Consider the following 18969-nt stretch of genomic DNA (forward strand, 5'->3'; position numbering starts at 1 on the left):
CTCATATGACGGTGTCGGTAGATCTCGCCGGCCTCGTGCTTCCGCAGGCGATGGAGGAACAGCAGCGGTCCGAGGAAGGATCGCGGGCGTTGTTCCTCCTCCAGCCGCTCGAGCGCGGGTTCGGACATACGATTGGAAATTCGATCCGGCGGATCATGCTGTCCGCTTTGCCGGGCGCGGCCGTGTGGGCCTTCCGGGCCGACGGTGTCCAGCACGAGCACCAGACGATCGACGGCGTAGCGGAGGACGTTCATCAGATCATCCAGAACCTGAAGCGCCTCGTACTTGTCATGGACGAAGACAAGACGGAGGCGCAGCTGGCGCTTTCGGCGCACAAGGCCGGTCCCGTGACCGCGAGCCTGATCGGCCAGCATGCGTCAGTCCGGGTGGTCAACCCGGACCTCGTCCTCTTCACGCTGCAGGAAGATCTGCCCCGGCCTCTGACGCTCGATCTGTGGGTGAATCGCGGCCGCGGTTTCGTGATGGCCGAGCAGCACGCGCCCCCGGAAGAGGCTGACGGGAGCCGGACCTTCCCGGTTGGGACGATACAGATCGATTCCGTCTACAACCCCGTGACGCGCGCCAACTTCTCCGTGAATGAGACGCGCGTGGGGCAGCGCACGGATTTCGACCGGCTGGAGGTGGATGTAGAGACGAACGGGGCGCTGAATCCGGCGGAGGCGGTGTCGCAGGCGGCGGAGATCGCCAGGCTCCACCTGTCGTACTTCAGCCGCATGGGGAGCGTGCCCACGCTGCCCGAGGCCGCACAACCGGACGGCAAGAATGGTGGGGGACAACCCGTCGATTCGGGTCTGGCGGAGTTGCTGGCACGTACCCTCGACGAGTTCAGCGAGATCTCGGCACGCTCGCGGAACACGCTCGAGCGGCAGAATATCAGTACGCTCGCGGATGTCGTGGCGCGGTCCCGTGACGAGATTCTCAAACTCGAGAACTTCGGCGAGAAGTCCCTCGAGGAGATTGCGGAGGTGCTCGGGCAGCACGGCCTTCGGTTCGGGATGTCGTTCCGGCGTGGCGACGACGGTAACCTCTACCTGCTGGATGATCTGGCGGAAAACGGGGCCCGGGGCGACGATGAGGCATAGAAAGAAGGGACGGGAGCTCAGCCGGACGCGCAGCCACCGGAAGGCGATGCTGCGCAACATGGCGACGAGCCTCATCCTGCATGAACGGATCCGGACGACCGAGGCGAAGGCGAAGGAGTTGCGACCGTTCGCCGAAAAGCTCATCACTTTGGCGAGGAGGGGCGATCTGCACAGCCGCCAGCTTGCGGGCCGTCGGATCGCGGATCGAGCGGCGCTGGAGAAGCTCTTCGAGCACCTTGGCCCCCGTTTCGAGCAGCGGCCGGGCGGATACACCAGGATTCTCAAGTTGGGTGCACGGCAGGGCGATGGCGCGGAGCTGGCGCTCATCGAGTTCACCGACCGCGAGCCGTGAGGAACCAGGAGAAGAGACATATGTCCAACAGGGGCGAAGGTGGGCTTGGCGTAATTCTCGGCATCGTGGCGATTGCGGCCATCGCCGGGTTCATGTACTGGCTCAATCTCCAGTCGCAGGGGATCGTGGCGGAGCGCATCGCCGCCGAGGAGGCCGAGGTGGAGGCCGCTCGGGATCTGAACGCCGGGGATCTCCTCAACAATCCGCGGGGAGCGGTCGGGCGCCGCGTCGTCATCGAGGGGATCCGCGTGGCGAGCGGCCTCGGGGAGGGTGCCCTCTTGCTGGCGCTCAGCGACAGCCTCGCCTATCCCGTCCTCCTGGAAGGCGATCCGATTCAGCGCCTCCGGATGGCGGACATCACGATCTACGGCGGCGACAGCGTCTTCGTGTCGGGCGAGGTCTACACATTCAACGATTCGATCGGCGCGACCTGGGTCACGGCAGGGGCGGTGCGCGAGGAAATGGCCGGGATGATCCCCACTTCGCCGACCTTCCTCCTGGCCGATTCCGTGTTCGTGCACTGAGCGACCCATGGCCAACTTCTGCTACATCTGCGGCAAGGGACCCGGCGTCGGGAACCACGTGAGCAACGCGAACAACAGGCGCAAGCGCCGCTTCATGCCGAACCTGCAGCGCGTGAGAATCGTGGAGGAGTCGGTGCGGCGTCGCGTGCGCGTGTGTACGCGGTGCATCAAGGCGGGAAAAGTCGTCAAGGGAGCTTGACCCGGCCCCCGCCAAACCCTGCCACCGCCCCGCCCCTGGCCGGCCAGCACGTGCTGGTGACCCGGCCGCCCGGGCAGGCCCGCCCTTTGCGGGACCGGCTCGAGGCGATGGGGGCCACGGTCACCACCGCGTCCACGATACGTCTCGTCCCGCCGACCGACCCCCGGGGGCTGCCCCGCGCCGCGAAGCGCCTGGCCGCGTACGACTGGGTGGTCTTCACGAGCGTCAATGCCGTCGAGCGTCTGGCGGAGGCGCTTCGGGCCGAAGGTCGGGCGGACGCGCTGCGGGCGTGCAGGCTTGCCGCGGTGGGGCCGTCGACGGCGGAGGCGGCGCGGGCACACGGAGCCGCGGACTGTCTCGTGCCGCCGGTGTATCGCGGCGAGGCGCTCGCCGACAGCATCGTGGCGGCCACCGCGCCCGGGGAACGCGCGGGCGCTCGCGTGCTCCTCGTGCAGGCCGAGGGCGCCCGGCCCGTGCTTCGGGAGCGGCTCGTCGCGGCCGGAGCGGAGGTCGAGGTCGCGCCCGCCTACGCCGTCGACGTCAACTGGCCGGTGCGAGCGGCTCTGCTCGAGTTCATCGAACTCGGGCGCGGAGACTGGTTGACCTTCACCGCCTCTTCCGCCGCCCGAGCCTTCGTGCAACTCGTGGGTCCGCAGACCGGAGGCGCCCTGGTGGCCGCCATCAGCCCGGTGACCGCCGCCACCCTGTCGGAGCTGGGGCTTCCCGTGCACGTCGTGGCGGCGACACACTCGATGCCCGGGCTGGTGGACGCGTTGACGCGGGCGGCCGCGCGGCCGGGCCGTCGTTCCGCGACAGCCAGCCGTGTCTGAGGCGCCCTTTCCGGTGTCCCGGCCCCGCCGCCTCCGGCGGACGGCCGCGCTGCGGGAGCTGGTCCGCGAAACGCGGCTCGCGGCCTCGGATCTCATCTACCCGCTGTTCATCGATGATCGGGGGCCGGCGCGCCAGCCGATCGCCTCCATGCCGGGGATCGACCGCTTCAGCGTTGAAGCGGCCGTGGACGAGGCGGGCGAAGCGTTCGAGGAGGGGATCCGGGCCGTGCTCCTGTTCGGCCTTCCTTCGAGCAAGGATGCCCGGGGTTCGCGGGCGGACCCCCCGGACGGCGTGATCCAGCGATCGCTCCGCGCGCTGCGTGAGGCGCTTCCCGACCTGGTGCTGATCACGGATGTGTGCCTGTGCGAGTACACGGATCACGGCCACTGCGGGCTGCTGGAGGGCGATCGCGTCGCCAACGACCCGACACTGGAGCGGCTGGCTTCCCAGGCCGTGAGTCACGGGGCGGCCGGGGCCGACATCGTGGCGCCGTCGGACATGATGGACGGCCGTGTCGCCGCCATCCGGGCCGCGCTCGACGAGGCCAGCCTCGAGGACGTGGCCATCCTGTCCTACGCCGCGAAGTACGCGAGCGCCTTCTACGGGCCGTTCCGGGACGCCGCCGAGTCCGCTCCGGCGTTCGGGGACCGGCGCGGATACCAGATGGATGTGCGCAACGCGGACGAAGCCCTGCGCGAAGTCGGTCTCGATATCGCGGAGGGGGCGGATCTGGTCATGGTGAAACCGGCGTTGCCGAACCTCGACATCGTGCGCCGGGTGAAGGACCGGTTCCGGCGGCCCACCGCCGCGTACCAGGTGAGCGGCGAATACGCGATGATCGAAGCGGCGGGCGCGAACGGCTGGCTGGACGCCGAGGCCGCTCGCCTCGAGGCTGCGTACGCGATCCGCCGCGCCGGCGCGGATCTGATCGTGACCTACGCCGCGCGTCGCCTCGCGCGTGCCCTGTAACGCGCGATGCCACGACTCCGCCGCACGGGGGCGCCATGGAGGTCGGTGCCGTGAGGGTGCTGGTCACGGGCGGCGATGGGTTCATCGGGCAGCACCTCCTCGCCCACCTGCTGGCACGGGGCTGCGACGTGACGGCGACGTCTCTCGGCGGGACGCCGGCGGAGGGGACCCTTTCACGGGAGGAGAGGGGCGCGGTCGAGTGGCGGAGGCTGGACGTGCGCGACGGCGCGACGGTGGCCGCGGTGGTGGACGCCGCCCGGCCGCGCCGGATCTTCCACCTCGCCGGGTACTCGTCGAGCGCGGAGGCGCGCGCCCGGCCCGCCGACGCGCTGGAGGTGAACGGCATGGGCACGCTGAACGTCGTGGAAGCGGCGGCCCGGGCCCGGTCGGACGTGGAGACCGTCCTCGTCCCCGGCTCCGCCGACGCGTACGGCCGCGTGGTCGACGGTCCGATCGGAGAGCGTACGCCGCTGCGGCCGTTGAGCGTGTACGGCACCACCAAGGCCGCGCAGGACGTGATCGCCCGGGGGGCCGGCCCGGCCCTCGGCGTGAACGTCGTCGTGGCGCGGCTCTTCCCGCTCGTGGGGCCCGGCCAGCGGCCGGTGTTCGTGCTCCCGAGCTTCTGCCGCCGCGCGCTGGCGATTCGACGGGGAGCCACCGACTCCCGTCTCACGGTGGGAAATCTCGACGTCGCCCGGGACTTCACGGACGTGCGGGACGGGGTGCGGGCGCTGCGGGCTCTCGCCGATCTCGACCGGCCGCCCCACCGCGCCTGGAACGTGTGCTCGGGAAGGGGGACGCCGGTCCGGCAACTGCTCGAGTGGGTCATCGAGGTGGCCGGGATCGAGCCCGAAGTCGTGCGTGACTCGACCCTCGTTCGGCCCGGCGAGCCCGAAGCCGTGATCGGCGACCCCGGACGGCTCTCCCGGGCGACCGGGTGGCGCGCGGAGCGCGACCTTCGGGCCTGCGCGCGCGACACGCTCGACTGGGTCGCGAGTTCCGGCGCCGCCTGAGGGCGGGGTCGCGAGCTTCGATCAACCGAAGAAACGGGAGCGGAAACGCCGATGGAAGTCACCGTGATCGGCACCGGGTACGTGGGGCTCGTGGCGGGGTCGTGTCTGGCCGGCGCCGGGAACCGCGTGACGTGCGCCGATGTCGACGAAGCGAGGATTCGACGGCTCAACTCGGGGGAGGTCCCCATCTACGAGCCGGGGCTCGAGGCCCTGATCGCCGAGAACCTCGCGGCCGGCCGGCTGCGCTTCACGACGGACGCCGCCGAAGGGATCCGGACGGCGGAGGTCATCTTCATCGCGGTCGGCACGCCCCCGGGGGAGGACGGGTTCGCCGACCTCGACTTCGTGCGCGCGGCCGCCGGGACGATCGGCGAACACCTGCGCCCGCATGCCGTCGTCGTCACGAAGAGCACCGTGCCGGTGGGGACGAACGAGATCGTGCGCGCCGAGATCGCGCGCCGCACCGACGTCTCCTTCCACATGTGCGCGAACCCCGAGTTTCTGAAGGAGGGCGACGCCGTCGCCGACTTCATGTATCCGGACCGGATCGTGTGCGGCGTCGATGCGGAGAGCGCGCGCGAGCGCATGACGGAGCTGTACGAGCCGTTCAGACGGTCGGGGAACCCGCTCATCTTCATGGATATCCCCTCGGCGGAACTCACCAAGTACGCGGCGAACGCGATGCTGGCGGCGCGCATCAGCCTCATGAACCAGTTCGCGGAGCTGTGCGAGCGGACCGGCGCCGACATCGAGCGCGTGCGGCGGGGGATCGGCTCCGATCCGCGCATCGGGCCCGCCTTTCTCTACGCCGGGGCGGGATACGGCGGAAGCTGCCTCCCGAAGGACGTGCAGGCGCTCATCCGGTCGGCCGCGGAACGCGACCTCGACCTCACCATCCTGCGCGCGGTGAACGAGATCAACGACCGCCAGAAGACGCTCCTCGTGCGGAAGATCCGGCGGCGGTTCGGCGAGGACCTGTCGGGGAGGCGCTTCGCCCTCTGGGGGCTCGCCTTCAAGCCGCGCACGGATGACATGCGCGCGGCGCCTTCCCGGGCGATCGTGGCCGCGCTGAGGGAGCGTGGCGCCTCGATCGTGGCGCACGACCCGGTCGCGATGGACCCGGCGCGCGACGTCTACCTCGGAGACGAGGTCGAGTACGGGGCCGACGAATACGAGACGCTGGACGGCGCCGACGCGCTCGTCCTGGCGACGGAGTGGCTCCAGTACCGCCGCCCCGACTGGGCCGCGGTCGGCGAGCGTCTGGCCCGTCGCATCGTGTTCGACGGGCGGAACCTGTTCGACCCCGAGCGCATGGCGGAACTGGGGTTCGAGTACTATCCGGTCGGCCGCAGGCAGATCGGCCCGGAGGTCGTCGCGTGAGATTCGTCGTCACCGGGGCCGCCGGCTTCCTCGGGTCGCACCTCACCGACCGGCTTCTCGCCGAGGGACACACCGTCCTCGGCGTCGACAACCTCCTCACGGGGAGGCGGGAGAACCTCTCGCATCTCGAGGATGATCCCCGGTTCCGGCTCCTCGAGCGCGACGTGTCCCGGCACATCGAGATCGAGGGAGAGCTCGACGGCATCTTCCACCTCGCCTCGCCGGCAAGTCCCGTCGACTACCTCCGGTTCCCGATCCAGACGCTCAAGGCCGGCGCGCTGGGCACCCACAACACGCTCGGGCTCGCGAAGGCGCGCGGGGCCCGGCTCCTGCTCGCGTCCACCTCGGAGGTCTACGGCGATCCGCTCGTCCATCCCCAGCCCGAGTCCTACTGGGGCAACGTGAACCCGATCGGGCCGCGCGGCGTGTACGACGAGGCGAAGCGTTTCGCCGAGGCGATCACCATGGCCTACCGGCGCGCCCACGGAGTCGACACGCGGATCGTGCGCATCTTCAATACCTACGGTCCCCGCATGCGTCCCGACGACGGCCGCGTCGTCTCCAACTTCGTCGTGCAGGCGCTGAGGGGTCAGCCGCTCACCATCTACGGCGACGGTTCGCAGTCCCGCAGCTTCTGCTACGTCTCCGATCTGGTGGAGGGGATCTGGCGTCTGTTCAACGCCGAACTCCACGAACCCGTCAACTTGGGGAACCCGGGCGAGTACACGATCCGGGAACTGGCGGAACTCGTGGTCGCGGCCACCGGTTCCGCATCGCCGCTGGAGGCTCGCCCGCTGCCCACCGACGACCCGAAGGTGCGGCGTCCGGACATCTCGCTCGCCTCGGCGGAGCTGGGCTGGACGCCGCGGATTCCGCTCGAGGTCGGTTTGCGGCGCACGGTGGCTTACTTTCATCGGCTGCAGGCGCTGGGCCGGCTGGAGACGATGCCGGATTGAACGGCCGGGGAGGCGGAATGCGGGAGACGGGTCGGGCGCGGGTTTCCGTGGTCATGCCCATCTACAACGAGGAGGCGACGCTCGAGACCATCGTGCGGCGCGTGAAGGAGCTCGCGCCGGAGGTCGAGCTGGTGGCGGTCGACGATGGCTCGCGGGACGCGTCGGGCGCCATCCTGCGCCGGCTCGAGGAGGAAGGACTGGTGGACCAGGCCCTCGTCCACGAGAGGAACCGGGGCAAGGGGGCCGCGCTCTCGACCGGGTTCAGGGCCGTCCGCGGCGACATCGTGATCGTGCAGGACGCCGATCTCGAGTACGATCCGGCCGAGTATCCGCGCCTTCTGGAGCCGATCCTCGCCGGGAGGGCGGACGTGGTGTACGGGTCGCGCTTCATGGGCGGCCAGCCGCACCGGGTGCTCTACTATTGGCACTACCTGGGCAACCAGTGGCTGACTCGGCTGTCGAACATGGTCACGAACCTCAACCTGAGCGACATGGAGACGTGCTACAAATGTGTCCGGCGAGAGGTCATCGAGGACCTCACGATCGAGGAGCGGGCCTTCGGCGTCGAGCCGGAGCTGACGGCGAAGATCGCCCTCGGCGGGTGGCGTGTTTACGAAGTGGGGATCTCCTACGCGGGCCGGACGTACGCAGAGGGCAAGAAGATCAACTGGCGCGACGGGCTCTCCGCGGTGCGCTGCATCCTCCTGTACGGACTGGTGCGGCGCTGGACGCGGAAAGGCGTCGCGGGCGCCCCGCGGCGGGCAACCCGGGAGGAGGACGGGAACTGAGGCGGACGGGAACCGAGACGGGAACCGGGATGGTGACGATGCGACGGTCCGGCGGACGGACGAGCGGGATTCTGATCGCGCTCGCGCTCGCGGCGTGCGGGGACCCCGTGGACCCGTCGCTCGAGCGCGGCGACCGCTATCTCGCCGTGGGAGACGCGGACAAGGCGATCGCCGAATACCTCCTCGCCCGCCGCTTTCGGGGCGACACGGAGGACGTCCTGCTCAGACTCGGGCAGGCGTACGCGGCGCGCGGCGATGTCGCCGAGGCGATCACGGTCTACGAGACGCTCACGGAGCGGGATCCCGGACTCCGGCACCAGGCGGCCGCCGCGCTCGCGGGGATCGCGAGGTCCGCCCGTGCACGGGGGGCGAGGGAGAACATGTCGAGCGCGCTGCAGCCTCTGCTGGGGTGGGGCATGGGATACCTCCCCGCGGATCTCCAGCGTTCGCTGGCCGACTACTACGCCCAGGCGGGGGACGACGCGCTGTCGCTGTCGCTGCGTCTCGCGCTCCTCGCCGAGGATGGCGATCCCGATCCGGCCGTGCTGTACGAGATCGGCCTCGCCTACAGACAGCTCGGCGCCTGCACGCGCGCGCTGCCCTTCTTCAGGGGATACCTCGACGCGGTGGAGGACTCGGACCGGACCCGGGGTGCTGCCAGTTTCCAGTACGGGGACTGCCTCTACGAGTCGGCGGACGAGGACCGGGCCGAAGGCCGCCCCGCGACCGCGCTCGAGAAGCTCGATGAGATGGTGAAGCTCGGGGTGCAGCGGCCCCTCATGGTCGACGCGCACTTCCTGCGCGGCGAGCTGCAGCTCGCCCTCGGCGATACGAACGAAGCCCTCGTGAGCTACGCGCGGGTCATCGAGCTCAACCCGACGCGCACGCACGCGCTCGTCCGGCGCGCGGAGGAGCGGATGCGCCAGATCCGCTTCGGGTTCGAATGAGGCGGGGAGCCCGCGCGGCCGTGTGCGCCGCCGCCCTCTCGCTCGCGGCGTGCGGGAGTTCCGGCCCCCCCGCCGACCTGGCGCCCCCGGACCTCTTTCAGTGGGCCCACGACGAGTTCGACGCCGGGGAATACCGCCGGGCCGCTAACGGCTTCCTCGCCTTCATGATCCGGGATCCGCTGAATCCGCTCGCCGACAGCGCCCAGTATCTCGCCGCCGAAGGCCACCTGCGGGCCGGAAACGAACTCGACGCGGTGGAGGAATTCCGCCGCATGGCCACGGGCCGGCCCAACAGTCCCCTGGCCGACGACGCGCAATTGGGGTTGTGCCGCGCGTATCTCGCCGCCTCGCCCAAGGTCTCTCTCTCCCAGGAGTTCACCCGCCGGGCGCTCGAGGAATGCGGTCGCCTGCTGCAGTTCTTCCCCACGACCCCCTTCCGCGAGGAGGCCGAACGCCTGATGGCGGAGGCGCGGGCCAAGCTCGCGCGCAAGAGCTACGAGATCGGGACGTACTATCAGGACAGACTCCGGCTCCCCGAGTCCGCGATCGTCTACTTCGAGCTTTCCCTCGCCGAGGAGCCTTCGGCGGACTTCCTCCCGGACCTCCTGTGGCGCCTCTATCAGGTCTATCGCAGCGTCGGGTACGAGAACGAGGCCGGCAGCATCCGGGAGCGGCTCCTGGCGGAGTTCCCCGACTCGGAGGAGGCGCGGAATGCGGCCGCGGAGGAAGACCCCACGAGGAATGCCGCCACCCTCCGCTGACCGTCCGGCCTCCGGTCGCCGGATCGGCGTCTTCGGGGGCAGCTTCGATCCTCCCCACGTCGGACACGCGATCGTCGCGCGGGAGCTGGTCGAGCAGCTTCGCCTCGAACGCCTGCTTGTCATTCCGGCCGCCGACCCGCCCCACCGCCCCGCCGTGCTCCCCGCCGCGACCCGCTTCGAGCTGACCCGGCGGCTCTTCCACGGCATCCCCCGGATCGAGGTCAGCCCGCTCGAGTTCCGGCGCTCCGGACCCTCCTTCACCGTCGACACGCTAGAGGAGCTGGCGCGACAGTTCCCGGACGACCGGCTGATCCTCGCCATCGGCGCGGACCAGTTCGCGGTGCTCGACGGCTGGAAGGACCCCGACCGCGTCCGGGAACTCGCCCGGATCGCCGTGATGCCGCGGGGAGGCCGGGATCCGGTGTTCCCCCCGACCACAACGCCGATAGACTATCTTGTCGTGAACGTCACACGAATCGATGTTTCGGCGAGCCGGATCCGGCGCCGTCTCCGCGAGGGGCGTTCGGTCCACTTCCTCGTTCCCGAGTCGATCCGACACGATGTCGAGCGCGCCCTGGCCGACCCGTCGGGCGCGCCACGTAACCCAGCGAGTCCCGGATGTTGAAGAACGTCGTCACGCAGGTCTTCGGAACGCGCTTCACGCGCGAGATGAAGCGCATGCGTCCGATCATCGAGCAGGTCAAGGAGCACGAATCGCGGCTGGCGGATCTGCCGGAAGAGGCGCTCAAGGCGCAGACCGCGAAGTTCCGGGAGACCATACGCGAACGGACCTCGACGTTCGAGGATGCCGTCGAAGCGCTCCGGGAGAAGCGTCGCTTCAGCGAGAATCCGGCCCGCCGCGCGGACCTCACCGAGCGCATCGCCGTGACGGAGGGCGAACTCAACGAAGCCACCCAGGCCGTGCTCGACGACATCCTCCCCGAGGCGTTCGCCACGGTCCGCGAAGCCTGCCGGCGTCTGCTCGGCACGGAGATCGTCGTCAGCGGCAACGACATGAGCTGGGACATGGTCCCGTACGACGTGCAGCTCATCGGCGGGATCGTCCTCCATCAGGGGAAGATCGCCGAGATGGCGACCGGCGAGGGCAAGACGCTCGTCGCCACCATGCCCATGTACCTCAACGCGCTCCCCGGCCGCGGCGTCCACCTCGTCACGGTCAACGACTACCTCGCCCGCCGGGACGCCCAGTGGATGGGCACCGTGTTCGGCTATCTCGGACTCACGGTGGGCGTCCTCGAGGACACGGAGCCCGGGAGCGAGGAACGGCGGGCCGCCTACCGGGCCGACATCACGTACGGCACGAACAACGAGTTCGGGTTCGACTACCTGCGCGACAACATGGTCATCGAACTCCGGCAGCGGGTACAGCGCGGACACGCCTACGCGATCATCGACGAGGTGGACTCGGTCCTCGTCGATGAGGCCCGGACCCCGCTCATCATCTCGGGCCCCGCGGGCCGCGACGAGAAAGACGTGTACCAGAAGCACGACGCGCAGGTGGCGGCGCTCGCCCGCAAGCAGACGCGGATGATCAACCGGCTCGTGGCCGAGGCCACGAGCATGCTCGAAGCGGGCGAGGAGGAGGAGGACCAGGATCAGCGCTGGGAGGCGGGACTCAAGCTCCTCGCGGCGCAGCGCGGCGCCCCCAGGAACAAGCGGCTCCTCAAGCTCCGCACGCGCTCGGGCGTCAAGCAGCTCATCCAGCGCAGCGAGGCCGACCTCATGCGCGAGAAGCGGCTCCCCGAGATCGACGAGATGCTGCTCTACTCGATGGACGAGAAGGGGCACACGATCCAGATCTCGGAGCAGGGCCTCGACGTGCTCTCGCCCGACGACCCCGAGGCGTTCGTGGTGCCGGACATCTCCGAGGACGTGAAGCGCGTGGAGGACGACGAGTCGCTGGGCACCGACGAGAAGCGGGATGAGATCGAACGGATCGAGCGCGAGTACGCGGAGAAATCGGAGAAGATCCACGTCATCCACCAGCTCGTGAAGGCGTACTCGCTGTACGAGAAGGACGTGGAGTACGTGGTCGAGAACGGCGATGTCGTCATCGTCGACGAACACACGGGCCGGAAGATGCACGGGCGGCGCTGGTCGGACGGGCTCCACCAGGCGGTCGAGGCGAAGGAGAACGTGAAGGTGCGGGGCGAGACTCAGACGCTCGCCACCATCACGATCCAGAACTACTTCCGCATGTACGACAAGCTGTCCGGGATGACCGGGACCGCGGAGACGGAGGAGGGCGAGTTCCACTCGATCTACGGTCTGGAGGTCGTGGTCATCCCCACCCACCGGCCGGTGCGGCGCGTCGACAACGACGACGTGATCTTCCAGACCAGGCAGGAGAAGTACGCCGCGCTGATCGATGAGATCGAGCGCATCAACGAACAGGGCCTCCCGATCCTCGTCGGGACGACGAGCGTCGAGGTGTCCGAGGTCATCTCGCGCATGCTCAAGCGCCGCGGGCTGGCGCACGAAGTCCTGAACGCGAAGCAGCACGAGCGCGAGGCCATCATCGTGCAGAACGCGGGCCAGCCGGGTGCGATCACGATCGCGACGAACATGGCCGGCCGCGGCACCGACATCAAACTCGCCTCCCCCTGCGTGCAGTGCGACGTGTGCGGGATCCGCTCCGACACGCCGGCGTTCGGGCACATCGGCGAGGAACCGGATCTGTCGCGGGCCGAGATCAAGGAGCGCGGCTGCGAGGAAGAGCCCCCCTGCGGCCTCCAGATCCTCGGCACCGAACGGCATCAGTCGCGGAGGATCGACCGCCAGCTGCGGGGCCGCTCCGGACGCCAGGGCGACCCCGGGGCCAGCCTCTTCTTCCTGTCGCTGGAAGACGACCTCATGCGGCTCTTCATGCACGAGCGCGTGGCCCGGATCATGGACCGCCTCGGGGTGGAGGCAGGCGAGGTCATCAGCCACCCGTGGATCACGAAGTCCGTCGAGCGCGCGCAGAAGCGGGTGGAGACCCAGAACTTCGACGCCCGCAAGCGGCTGCTCGACTACGACGACGTGATGAACCAGCAGCGCGAGGTCGTGTACGACCTGCGCCTGTACGCCCTCGAGGGAGGCGAGGACCTCAAGGGCGAGACGTGGGAGATGATCGAGGAGGCGATCCGGGAGGAGATGGACGAATACGTCCCCTCGGAGAGCACGCACGACCAGTGGGACCTGGCGGGGCTGAGGGAACACCTCCTGATCGAGTATTTCCTGCACAACGACTTTCTGCCGAGGGTGGGGGAGGAGGCCGCGGACCCGGGCAAGGAGGCGAGCGCGGACAACTGGGCGGCGGCGGACCGGGTCCACGAAGCGGTCCTCGCCAACGCGCTCGAGCAGTACCGGGCGAAGCTCGAGAGCTTCGGGGAGGCGTGGGAGCAGGTGCTGCGCTTCATCGTCCTTTCCGTCCTGGACGAGAAGTGGAAGGATCACCTGTACGACCTCGACCACCTGCGTTCGTCGATCCAGTTCCGGTCGTGGGGTCAGAAGGACCCGCTCGTCGAGTACAAGAAGGAGGCGTACGAGATGTTCGTGAGCCTCATCACGGACATCCGGCAGACGGTGGCGAATCGCTTCTTCCGGGCGCGGATCGAGGTCCGGCCGCCGGTGCGCCCGCGGGCGCCGCAGATCACGGGGATGAGCGGTCCGGTGGAGCCGGGGGCCGGGGGGGCGGGGCGGCTGCCCGGTCCGGATGCGGCTGCGGGGCCGGGCGGACCGGGCGGCGCCCCGGGCCGGGCGCCCGCGGGCGAGCCGGCCTTCTCGGCCACGGGCGTCGCGGCCTCGGCCGCGGTCCGGGATCTCACCCCGGACGACACGGCCGCCCGGGCCGCGCTCCGGGCCGGCCGGCCCCGCCGGGCCGGCCCCCCCGCGACCGCCGCCAAGGCGCCGGCCCGCAACGCGCCGTGCCCGTGCGGGAGCGGCAGGAAGTACAAGAAGTGCCACGGTCGGCCCGGCGGCTGAGGCCGGCGCCGTGACCCGACGCAGCGGGCCGCTCGCCGCCGCGATCCTCGCCGTCGGGTGCGCCGGCGACGCCGAGCCCCCCGACCCGGCGCCCGCCACGACCGCCGCGGACCCGGCCGCGACGGCCCTCGACTCCATCTACGCGGCCGACGCCGTCGATGTCGCCCTGCTCGAATACGCGATCGGCATGCCGACCCGGCTCCCGGCCGGCCCGACCCGGCTCCGCCTCAGCAACCAGGGGTTCGAGGGGCACAACCTCAAGCTGGTGGATCCGGAGAGCGGGGCGGTCCTGTGGGAGACCGATGGGGACGTGGACACCGGCGAGGTGCGTCTGGTCCAACTCGAACTGTCGCCCGGGACCTGGACGTTGCTGTGCGACGTGGCCGGCCACGACACCCGCGGCATGCTCATGACGCTCACCGTCGACGAGCCGGGGGGTCCGTGACTTCCTTCCTCAGATACGTGCCCCCGATGGGGATCTACGAGACGCTGTACGCCTTCCTCGGGGCGTTCGGCACCTACATGGGGGAACGCGGCACGCATCCCTGGAGCCAGGGCTTTCCGCGCACCGTCTCGCTCCCCGGCGGCCCCAGGCTCCCGTCCATGGTGCGGGTGAACGCGGATCACCGGAAATACCCCAAGGCGTGGGGCCTGCCCGCACTGCGGGAAGCGATCGCCCGCTACTACCGGGACTCGTACGACGTCGCGATCTCGGCCGACAACGTGATGGTGTTCGCCGGGGGACGTCCCGCGATCGTCGCGCTCCTGCTCTTCCTCGAACCCGACATCGAGGTCCGGGTCGCGTCGACGGAATACACGCCGTACTACGACATCCTCGAACGTCTGCGACGGTCCTACCACCTGGTGGAGAGCGGACCCGGGAACGGGTTCCGTCCCCCGGTCGACGACTATACCGCGCCCGCCGACGGCCGCACCCTGATGCTGATCAGCAACCCCTGCAACCCGACCGGCGTGACGAGGACCCGCTCCGAACTCCGCGCGCTCGTCGCGGCTTCGAGGGCCGACGGCATGGGGCTTCTCATCGATGAGGCCTATGAACTGCTGCACGATCCGCCGGTGAGCGCCCTGGAGCACGTCGACGACATCGAGGACGGCAACCTGTTCGTCGTCGGCGCGGCCACCAAGGGGCTGCAGGCGCCCGGCATCCGCATCGGCTGGGTCGTGTCGGCGAAGCGGCACATCGACGTGCTCGGGAACTTCTCGTCGTTCGGGATGGGCGGCGTGTCGCACCCGTCCCAGTGCTACGCGGTGGAGTTGCTGCACCCGATTCGCGTGCCCCGGGTCCGCGCCGCGGTCCCCGCCTTCTACGCGAGCCAGCGGGCGCGATACGGCAAGGCGTTCGCGGAGCTGGGACTCGAGCTGTTCTCGGGAGACGGCGGCTTCTACCACTGGTGCCGTCTCCCCGACGGGCTCACGGCCGGGCGACTCAACGAGCGCCTCTTCAAGCGCGGGGCCGCGATCCTCAAGGGCACCGACTGCGACATGGCGCGCCGCGGGGACGCCTCGCCGCTGGCGAGCTTCTTCCGCTTCTCCTTCGGCCCCCTCGCCCCGGAATCGTTCGAGGCGGATATCGCCCTCATGGGCGACGCGCTGCGGGATGGGCCGCCATGATGTGGGGATCTCTCGAACGGATCAGGAGCGCGTGGCGCGCGCGACGCCGGCTCCGGCGTGCGATCCGTTCCCGGAAGGGCGCCGACGCGCGCGCCGGGCCGATTAACGCCGCCGGCGGGCCGCGGCCGGCGGCGGTGCGCGGCAACGACTGGCGGCAGGTGCAGCTGCCGGAGGGCGGGAGCTTCACGCCCACGCTCCCGGTCAGCGTCATCGTGCCCTGCTTCGAGGCGCCCGGAGCGCTGACGCTGGCGGGGCTGGAGCGGCAGGACTACCCGCTGGAGCTGTTCGAGGTCGTCATCGTCGACGACGGCTCCGAGCCGCCGCTACGCCCCCCGGCCGGGACCCCGCTCGACGTGAGGGTGGTGCGCCAGGAGCGGCGCGGGTTCGGGCTCGCACGGGCGAGAAACGCCGGTGCGCGGGCGGCGGCGCACGGCATCCTCGTGTTTCTCGACGGCGACGTGATCCCCGAAGCCGGGCTGCTGGCGGCCCACGCGCGCTGGCACCATGCGGTTTCGGACGCGTTGACGCTGGGCTTCTGCGCGTATGTGCAGGCGGCGGGCATCGATGCCGAGGCGGTTCGTGGCCGGGCAGGCTCGCTGCGGGCGCTATTCGCGGACCGGCCCGCGGATCCGCCGTGGCTGGAGCGCCACATGGCCCGCACCGCCGACCTGACCTCGTCGCACGAGGACCTGTTCCGGGCCGTGACCGGGCATAATCTGGGGATCGGCAAGGCGTTCTACCGCGAGGTGGGCGGCTTCGACGAGTCATTCCGGCGCTGTGGGGGAGAGGACACCGAGTTCGGCTACCGGGTGCAGACGCGCGGTGGGCTGCTGGCGCCGGTGCGCGAAGCCTTCGGCTGGCACCAGGGGCGCTTCGCGGACGGCCGGGAAGGGAAGGCGCGGGACCAGCACCTGCAACGTGCGAAGCTCGGCCACTGCATCGCGGACCCCGGATTTCGCCGCTCCGTGCCGGGCCGGTTCTTCGCGGTGCCGCGCCATGTGGTCACCGTGGAGGCCGGGGACGTCCCGGCGGCGCGCGTCGTCGCGGCGGTCGAGGGTCTGCTCGCCGACCCGGCGGGCGATCTGGCGGTGCGGGTCGAGACGCCGGTCGCGCGGGCCGACCTCGGCCCCACGTGGCTCGAGGCGCATTTCGGGGCGGACGCCAGGGTGCGGGTGGCGCCCGAAGGCCCGGCCCGCGCGTCGGCCCGCGCGTCGGCCCGCGTGTCGGCCCTCGAGGTGGCGCACGAGGCGGCGCTCGAGGCGTTTCCGGCGTCGCCGTTTCACATCCGCCTTGGCGCCCGCGCCACCGTGCCCGGCGGCCTCGTGGAGCGGCTTCACACCGGGCTGGGCGACGCCGTGGTGGCGACGGCCAGGCTCGCGGGCGGCTCGCGCGTATCCATCGCCCGGGCGTGGGCGCTGCATCGCGCCCGGCGCACGGGGCTGCCCGTGGCGGCGTTCGGCGACGCGCGCAGGCTGAAGGCGGCCGCCGTACGGCCGCGCCCGGTCCGCGGCGCGGTCCTCCTGCACCTGCCCCGGTCCGCGCGTGCGAACCCGGACCCGCCGCCGCGGCGCGGCGCGTTGCGCGCGAACGCGGCCCGGGTGTGGGCGGAGGCCCGGCACATCAGGGGGATCCGCACCGCCTGGCGTTTCCTCGCCTGGCTGGCCGTGGCGCTGCGCTGGCGGCTCGGTCAGGCGCGCGCCGCCGTGGCGGCGCCGTCACGGGCCGCTGCGATGTCCTCTGCGAGGCCGACGCCGCCCCCCGGGCCGACCCACTGGGACCCCCCGCTGGGGACCCGGATCGCGGTTCTGGGCCCGCGCGCGCGGGCCGTGTTCCGGGCGTCCTCGCGAGTCGCGCATGGGCTGGACGCCGGGCCTGTCGACGTTGTGCTGGCGGACACGGCGGACACGGCGGACACGGAGGGCGCGGCGGCGGGCATCGGCGTGCCCACGGTCCGTCTCGACGCGGTGCCGGCGCTGGCGGTGCCCGCCTTCGACCCGGCGGCGCACAACCCGGTCGGCTGCTGGGTGAGGGAGGTGGAGCCGCGTGCCGCGTGCGTGGGGCCGCGGCGCCAGCTGCCGGCTGGCGTACGCGCGCGCGAAGTGCCGCTGGCGGAGCGCAGCCGTCTCGTGCGCTACCACCATGTCGAGGACGTGGGCGCCTTCCATGACGGGGCGGCCGAGCGCGCCGGCACGCTGGTCCGGATCGCCGCCTGCGGCGTGCCCGTGCATCTGGCCGACCACGACCCGGCGCTCGAGACACTGCTGGGCCCCGAGCTTCATGGGCTCATGAGCGCCCCCATCGGCTATGACGGCGCGGAGGCGCGCGAGGTGCTCAGCATCCGCATGCGGCGCGCGGCGCTGCGCGGGCACTCGCTCGGCGCCCGCGCCCGGCAGCTGTGCGAGGCGGCGGGCGTCGACCCGCCGGAGTTTCCCCTTGTGTCGGTATTGCTCGCGACCCGGCGGCCCGGCCGCCTGGCGGCGGCGGTGGCGAATGTCGCGCGCCAGGACTACCCGCGCCTGGAGCTGGTGCTGGCCCTGCACGGCCCGGGCTTCGAGGCGGACGCGGTGGCGTGCGCCACCGCGTCCCTCGCGGCGCCGGTGACGGTGCTGCGCCTCGGCGAGGACCACCCCCTGGGCACGGTGCTGAACGCGGCTTCGACGGCCGCCGCCGGCCCGCTGCTGTCGAAGATGGACGACGACGATGTCTACGGTGTCGAGCATCTGTGGGACCTGGTGCTGGCGCGCGAATATTCCGGGGCGGCGCTGGTCGGCAAGTTCCCGTCGACCGTCTACCTGGCGCACCGGGACCGCACCGTGCGCCGCCGCCGCGTGCGCAGCGAGACCTGGTCGCAATCGCTCGGCGGCAGCGCCATGCTGATCACGCGTGCGGATCTCGGGCGCGTCGGCGGCTGGCGCCCGGCCCGGCGCCACGTCGACGCGGCGCTGATCGAGGACGTGGTCCGCGGCGGCGGCGGCGTGTACCGCACCCACGACGCGGGCTACGTCGTGGTTCGCCACGCCGAGGGCCACACCTGGAAGGCGGCCGATGCGGCGTTCCTCGCCGAGGCCGAGTCGGTGTGGCCGGGCTGGCGCCCGGCGCTCGCCGGGATCGAAGGCGTGCCGTCGCCGCTTTCCGACCCCGCGATGCGCGGGACGTCCGGCGCGGGGACGGCGGGATGATCTCGCACCGATACCGCTGCATCAACATCAAGGTGCCCAGGTGCGGCAGCACGAGCCTGCGCGACTGGTTCCTGGACCACGGCAGCGGGCGCCACAGCTTCAAGCCGCGGTGGTACGGGGGGCTCCTGCCCGACCGGATCCAGTCGGTGACTCGGTTGATGAACCTCTATCCGGACTACGCCACCTTCACCTTCGTGCCCCGATCCGTACGAGCGCTTCGTGTCGCTGTACCTCGCCCGCCCAATACCGCGTGAGACTGCTGCAGGTCGCGGGAGAGGACTTCAAGCTCCGGGACGACCGTGTACGCGACCGCGATCTCCCGCCGAGGGGGACGCGCGGCCGGCTGAG

Annotated in this window: 18 protein-coding genes; all 18 read left to right on the top strand. The window is 71.0% G+C overall.

The genetic code is table 11. The features are described from left to right. Positions 1 to 5 precede the first annotated feature (5 nt). From ACOOHF_RS11700 to ACOOHF_RS11785, 18 genes are read left to right on the top strand one after another with little or no spacing between them, the layout of a single operon-like run. A complete protein-coding gene (locus tag ACOOHF_RS11700) occupies positions 6 to 1103 on the top strand; it encodes a DNA-directed RNA polymerase subunit alpha (protein ID WP_419935024.1) in 1098 nt (365 codons plus the stop codon). Then, positions 1093 to 1455 carry a 50S ribosomal protein L17 gene (rplQ, locus tag ACOOHF_RS11705; RefSeq protein WP_419935025.1) on the top strand — a complete coding sequence of 121 codons (363 nt, stop codon included), beginning with the start codon at positions 1093 to 1095 and terminating at the stop codon, positions 1453 to 1455. The genes ACOOHF_RS11700 and rplQ overlap by 11 nt, the downstream gene beginning before the upstream one ends. 20 nt (positions 1456 to 1475) lie before the next feature. Then, entirely contained in the window at positions 1476 to 1979 is a 504-nt protein-coding gene (locus ACOOHF_RS11710) for a hypothetical protein (RefSeq protein WP_420461807.1), read from the top strand. A 7-nt stretch (positions 1980 to 1986) separates the two neighbouring features. Continuing rightward, entirely contained in the window at positions 1987 to 2178 is a 192-nt protein-coding gene (gene rpmB / locus ACOOHF_RS11715; protein ID WP_419935027.1) for a 50S ribosomal protein L28, read from the top strand. Continuing rightward, positions 2175 to 3008: a uroporphyrinogen-III synthase gene (locus tag ACOOHF_RS11720; RefSeq protein ID WP_420461808.1), complete on the top strand. Its 834-nt coding sequence runs from the start codon at positions 2175 to 2177 to the stop codon at positions 3006 to 3008. The genes rpmB and ACOOHF_RS11720 overlap by 4 nt, the downstream gene beginning before the upstream one ends. Then, entirely contained in the window at positions 3001 to 3978 is a 978-nt protein-coding gene (gene hemB / locus ACOOHF_RS11725; protein ID WP_420461809.1) for a porphobilinogen synthase, read from the top strand. The genes ACOOHF_RS11720 and hemB overlap by 8 nt, the downstream gene beginning before the upstream one ends. Positions 3979 to 4028: 50 nt before the next feature. Continuing rightward, the gene (locus tag ACOOHF_RS11730; RefSeq protein ID WP_420461810.1) at positions 4029 to 4991 is read left to right on the top strand and encodes a GDP-mannose 4,6-dehydratase; all 963 of its coding nucleotides are present in this window, start codon (positions 4029 to 4031) and stop codon (positions 4989 to 4991) included. Positions 4992 to 5042: 51 nt separating this feature from the next. After that, positions 5043 to 6371: a UDP-glucose dehydrogenase family protein gene (locus tag ACOOHF_RS11735; RefSeq protein ID WP_420461811.1), complete on the top strand. Its 1329-nt coding sequence runs from the start codon at positions 5043 to 5045 to the stop codon at positions 6369 to 6371. Next, positions 6368 to 7327 (top strand): UDP-glucuronic acid decarboxylase family protein, encoded by a 960-nt coding sequence (locus ACOOHF_RS11740; RefSeq protein ID WP_420461812.1) that lies wholly within the window; start codon positions 6368 to 6370, stop codon positions 7325 to 7327. The genes ACOOHF_RS11735 and ACOOHF_RS11740 overlap by 4 nt, the downstream gene beginning before the upstream one ends. A gap of 17 nt (positions 7328 to 7344) precedes the next feature. Continuing rightward, the gene (locus ACOOHF_RS11745) at positions 7345 to 8115 is read left to right on the top strand and encodes a glycosyltransferase family 2 protein (RefSeq protein WP_419935033.1); all 771 of its coding nucleotides are present in this window, start codon (positions 7345 to 7347) and stop codon (positions 8113 to 8115) included. Between the two features lie 38 nt (positions 8116 to 8153). Next, positions 8154 to 9062: a tetratricopeptide repeat protein gene (locus ACOOHF_RS11750; RefSeq protein WP_419935034.1), complete on the top strand. Its 909-nt coding sequence runs from the start codon at positions 8154 to 8156 to the stop codon at positions 9060 to 9062. Beyond that, positions 9059 to 9823, top strand: a complete 765-nt coding sequence (locus ACOOHF_RS11755) for an outer membrane protein assembly factor BamD (protein ID WP_420461813.1) — start codon at positions 9059 to 9061, stop codon at positions 9821 to 9823. Before ACOOHF_RS11750 ends, ACOOHF_RS11755 begins: the two co-directional genes overlap by 4 nt. Next, a complete protein-coding gene (gene nadD / locus ACOOHF_RS11760; RefSeq protein ID WP_420461814.1) occupies positions 9804 to 10448 on the top strand; it encodes a nicotinate (nicotinamide) nucleotide adenylyltransferase in 645 nt (214 codons plus the stop codon). The genes ACOOHF_RS11755 and nadD overlap by 20 nt, the downstream gene beginning before the upstream one ends. Beyond that, positions 10442 to 13810: a preprotein translocase subunit SecA gene (secA, locus tag ACOOHF_RS11765; RefSeq protein WP_420461815.1), complete on the top strand. Its 3369-nt coding sequence runs from the start codon at positions 10442 to 10444 to the stop codon at positions 13808 to 13810. The genes nadD and secA overlap by 7 nt, the downstream gene beginning before the upstream one ends. Positions 13811 to 13820: 10 nt before the next feature. Beyond that, positions 13821 to 14255 (top strand): hypothetical protein, encoded by a 435-nt coding sequence (locus ACOOHF_RS11770; protein ID WP_420461816.1) that lies wholly within the window; start codon positions 13821 to 13823, stop codon positions 14253 to 14255. Then, complete coding sequence (locus ACOOHF_RS11775) at positions 14252 to 15442, top strand: pyridoxal phosphate-dependent aminotransferase (RefSeq protein ID WP_420461817.1); 1191 nt, start codon at positions 14252 to 14254, stop codon at positions 15440 to 15442. Before ACOOHF_RS11770 ends, ACOOHF_RS11775 begins: the two co-directional genes overlap by 4 nt. Beyond that, on the top strand, positions 15439 to 18621 hold the full coding sequence (locus tag ACOOHF_RS11780; protein ID WP_420461818.1) for a glycosyltransferase: 3183 nt from the start codon (positions 15439 to 15441) through the stop codon (positions 18619 to 18621). Before ACOOHF_RS11775 ends, ACOOHF_RS11780 begins: the two co-directional genes overlap by 4 nt. Then, positions 18618 to 18875, top strand: a complete 258-nt coding sequence (locus tag ACOOHF_RS11785) for a hypothetical protein (RefSeq protein WP_420461819.1) — start codon at positions 18618 to 18620, stop codon at positions 18873 to 18875. The genes ACOOHF_RS11780 and ACOOHF_RS11785 overlap by 4 nt, the downstream gene beginning before the upstream one ends. The last annotated feature ends 94 nt before the right edge of the window (positions 18876 to 18969 follow it).

The sequence above is a fragment of the Candidatus Palauibacter sp. genome (genome assembly GCF_965216145.1).
In the GTDB taxonomy this organism is placed as follows: Bacteria; Gemmatimonadota; Gemmatimonadetes; order Palauibacterales; family Palauibacteraceae; genus Palauibacter.

Coding starts and splice junctions, on each gene's coding strand:
- ACOOHF_RS11700 (WP_419935024.1), top strand. CDS start 6: ATGACGGTGTCGGTAGATCTCGCCGGCCTCGTGCTTCCGCAGGCGATG.
- rplQ (WP_419935025.1), top strand. CDS start 1,093: ATGAGGCATAGAAAGAAGGGACGGGAGCTCAGCCGGACGCGCAGCCAC.
- ACOOHF_RS11710 (WP_420461807.1), top strand. CDS start 1,476: ATGTCCAACAGGGGCGAAGGTGGGCTTGGCGTAATTCTCGGCATCGTG.
- rpmB (WP_419935027.1), top strand. CDS start 1,987: ATGGCCAACTTCTGCTACATCTGCGGCAAGGGACCCGGCGTCGGGAAC.
- ACOOHF_RS11735 (WP_420461811.1), top strand. CDS start 5,043: ATGGAAGTCACCGTGATCGGCACCGGGTACGTGGGGCTCGTGGCGGGG.
- ACOOHF_RS11745 (WP_419935033.1), top strand. CDS start 7,345: ATGCGGGAGACGGGTCGGGCGCGGGTTTCCGTGGTCATGCCCATCTAC.
- ACOOHF_RS11750 (WP_419935034.1), top strand. CDS start 8,154: ATGCGACGGTCCGGCGGACGGACGAGCGGGATTCTGATCGCGCTCGCG.
- ACOOHF_RS11755 (WP_420461813.1), top strand. CDS start 9,059: ATGAGGCGGGGAGCCCGCGCGGCCGTGTGCGCCGCCGCCCTCTCGCTC.
- nadD (WP_420461814.1), top strand. CDS start 9,804: ATGCCGCCACCCTCCGCTGACCGTCCGGCCTCCGGTCGCCGGATCGGC.
- secA (WP_420461815.1), top strand. CDS start 10,442: ATGTTGAAGAACGTCGTCACGCAGGTCTTCGGAACGCGCTTCACGCGC.
- ACOOHF_RS11780 (WP_420461818.1), top strand. CDS start 15,439: ATGATGTGGGGATCTCTCGAACGGATCAGGAGCGCGTGGCGCGCGCGA.
- ACOOHF_RS11785 (WP_420461819.1), top strand. CDS start 18,618: ATGATCTCGCACCGATACCGCTGCATCAACATCAAGGTGCCCAGGTGC.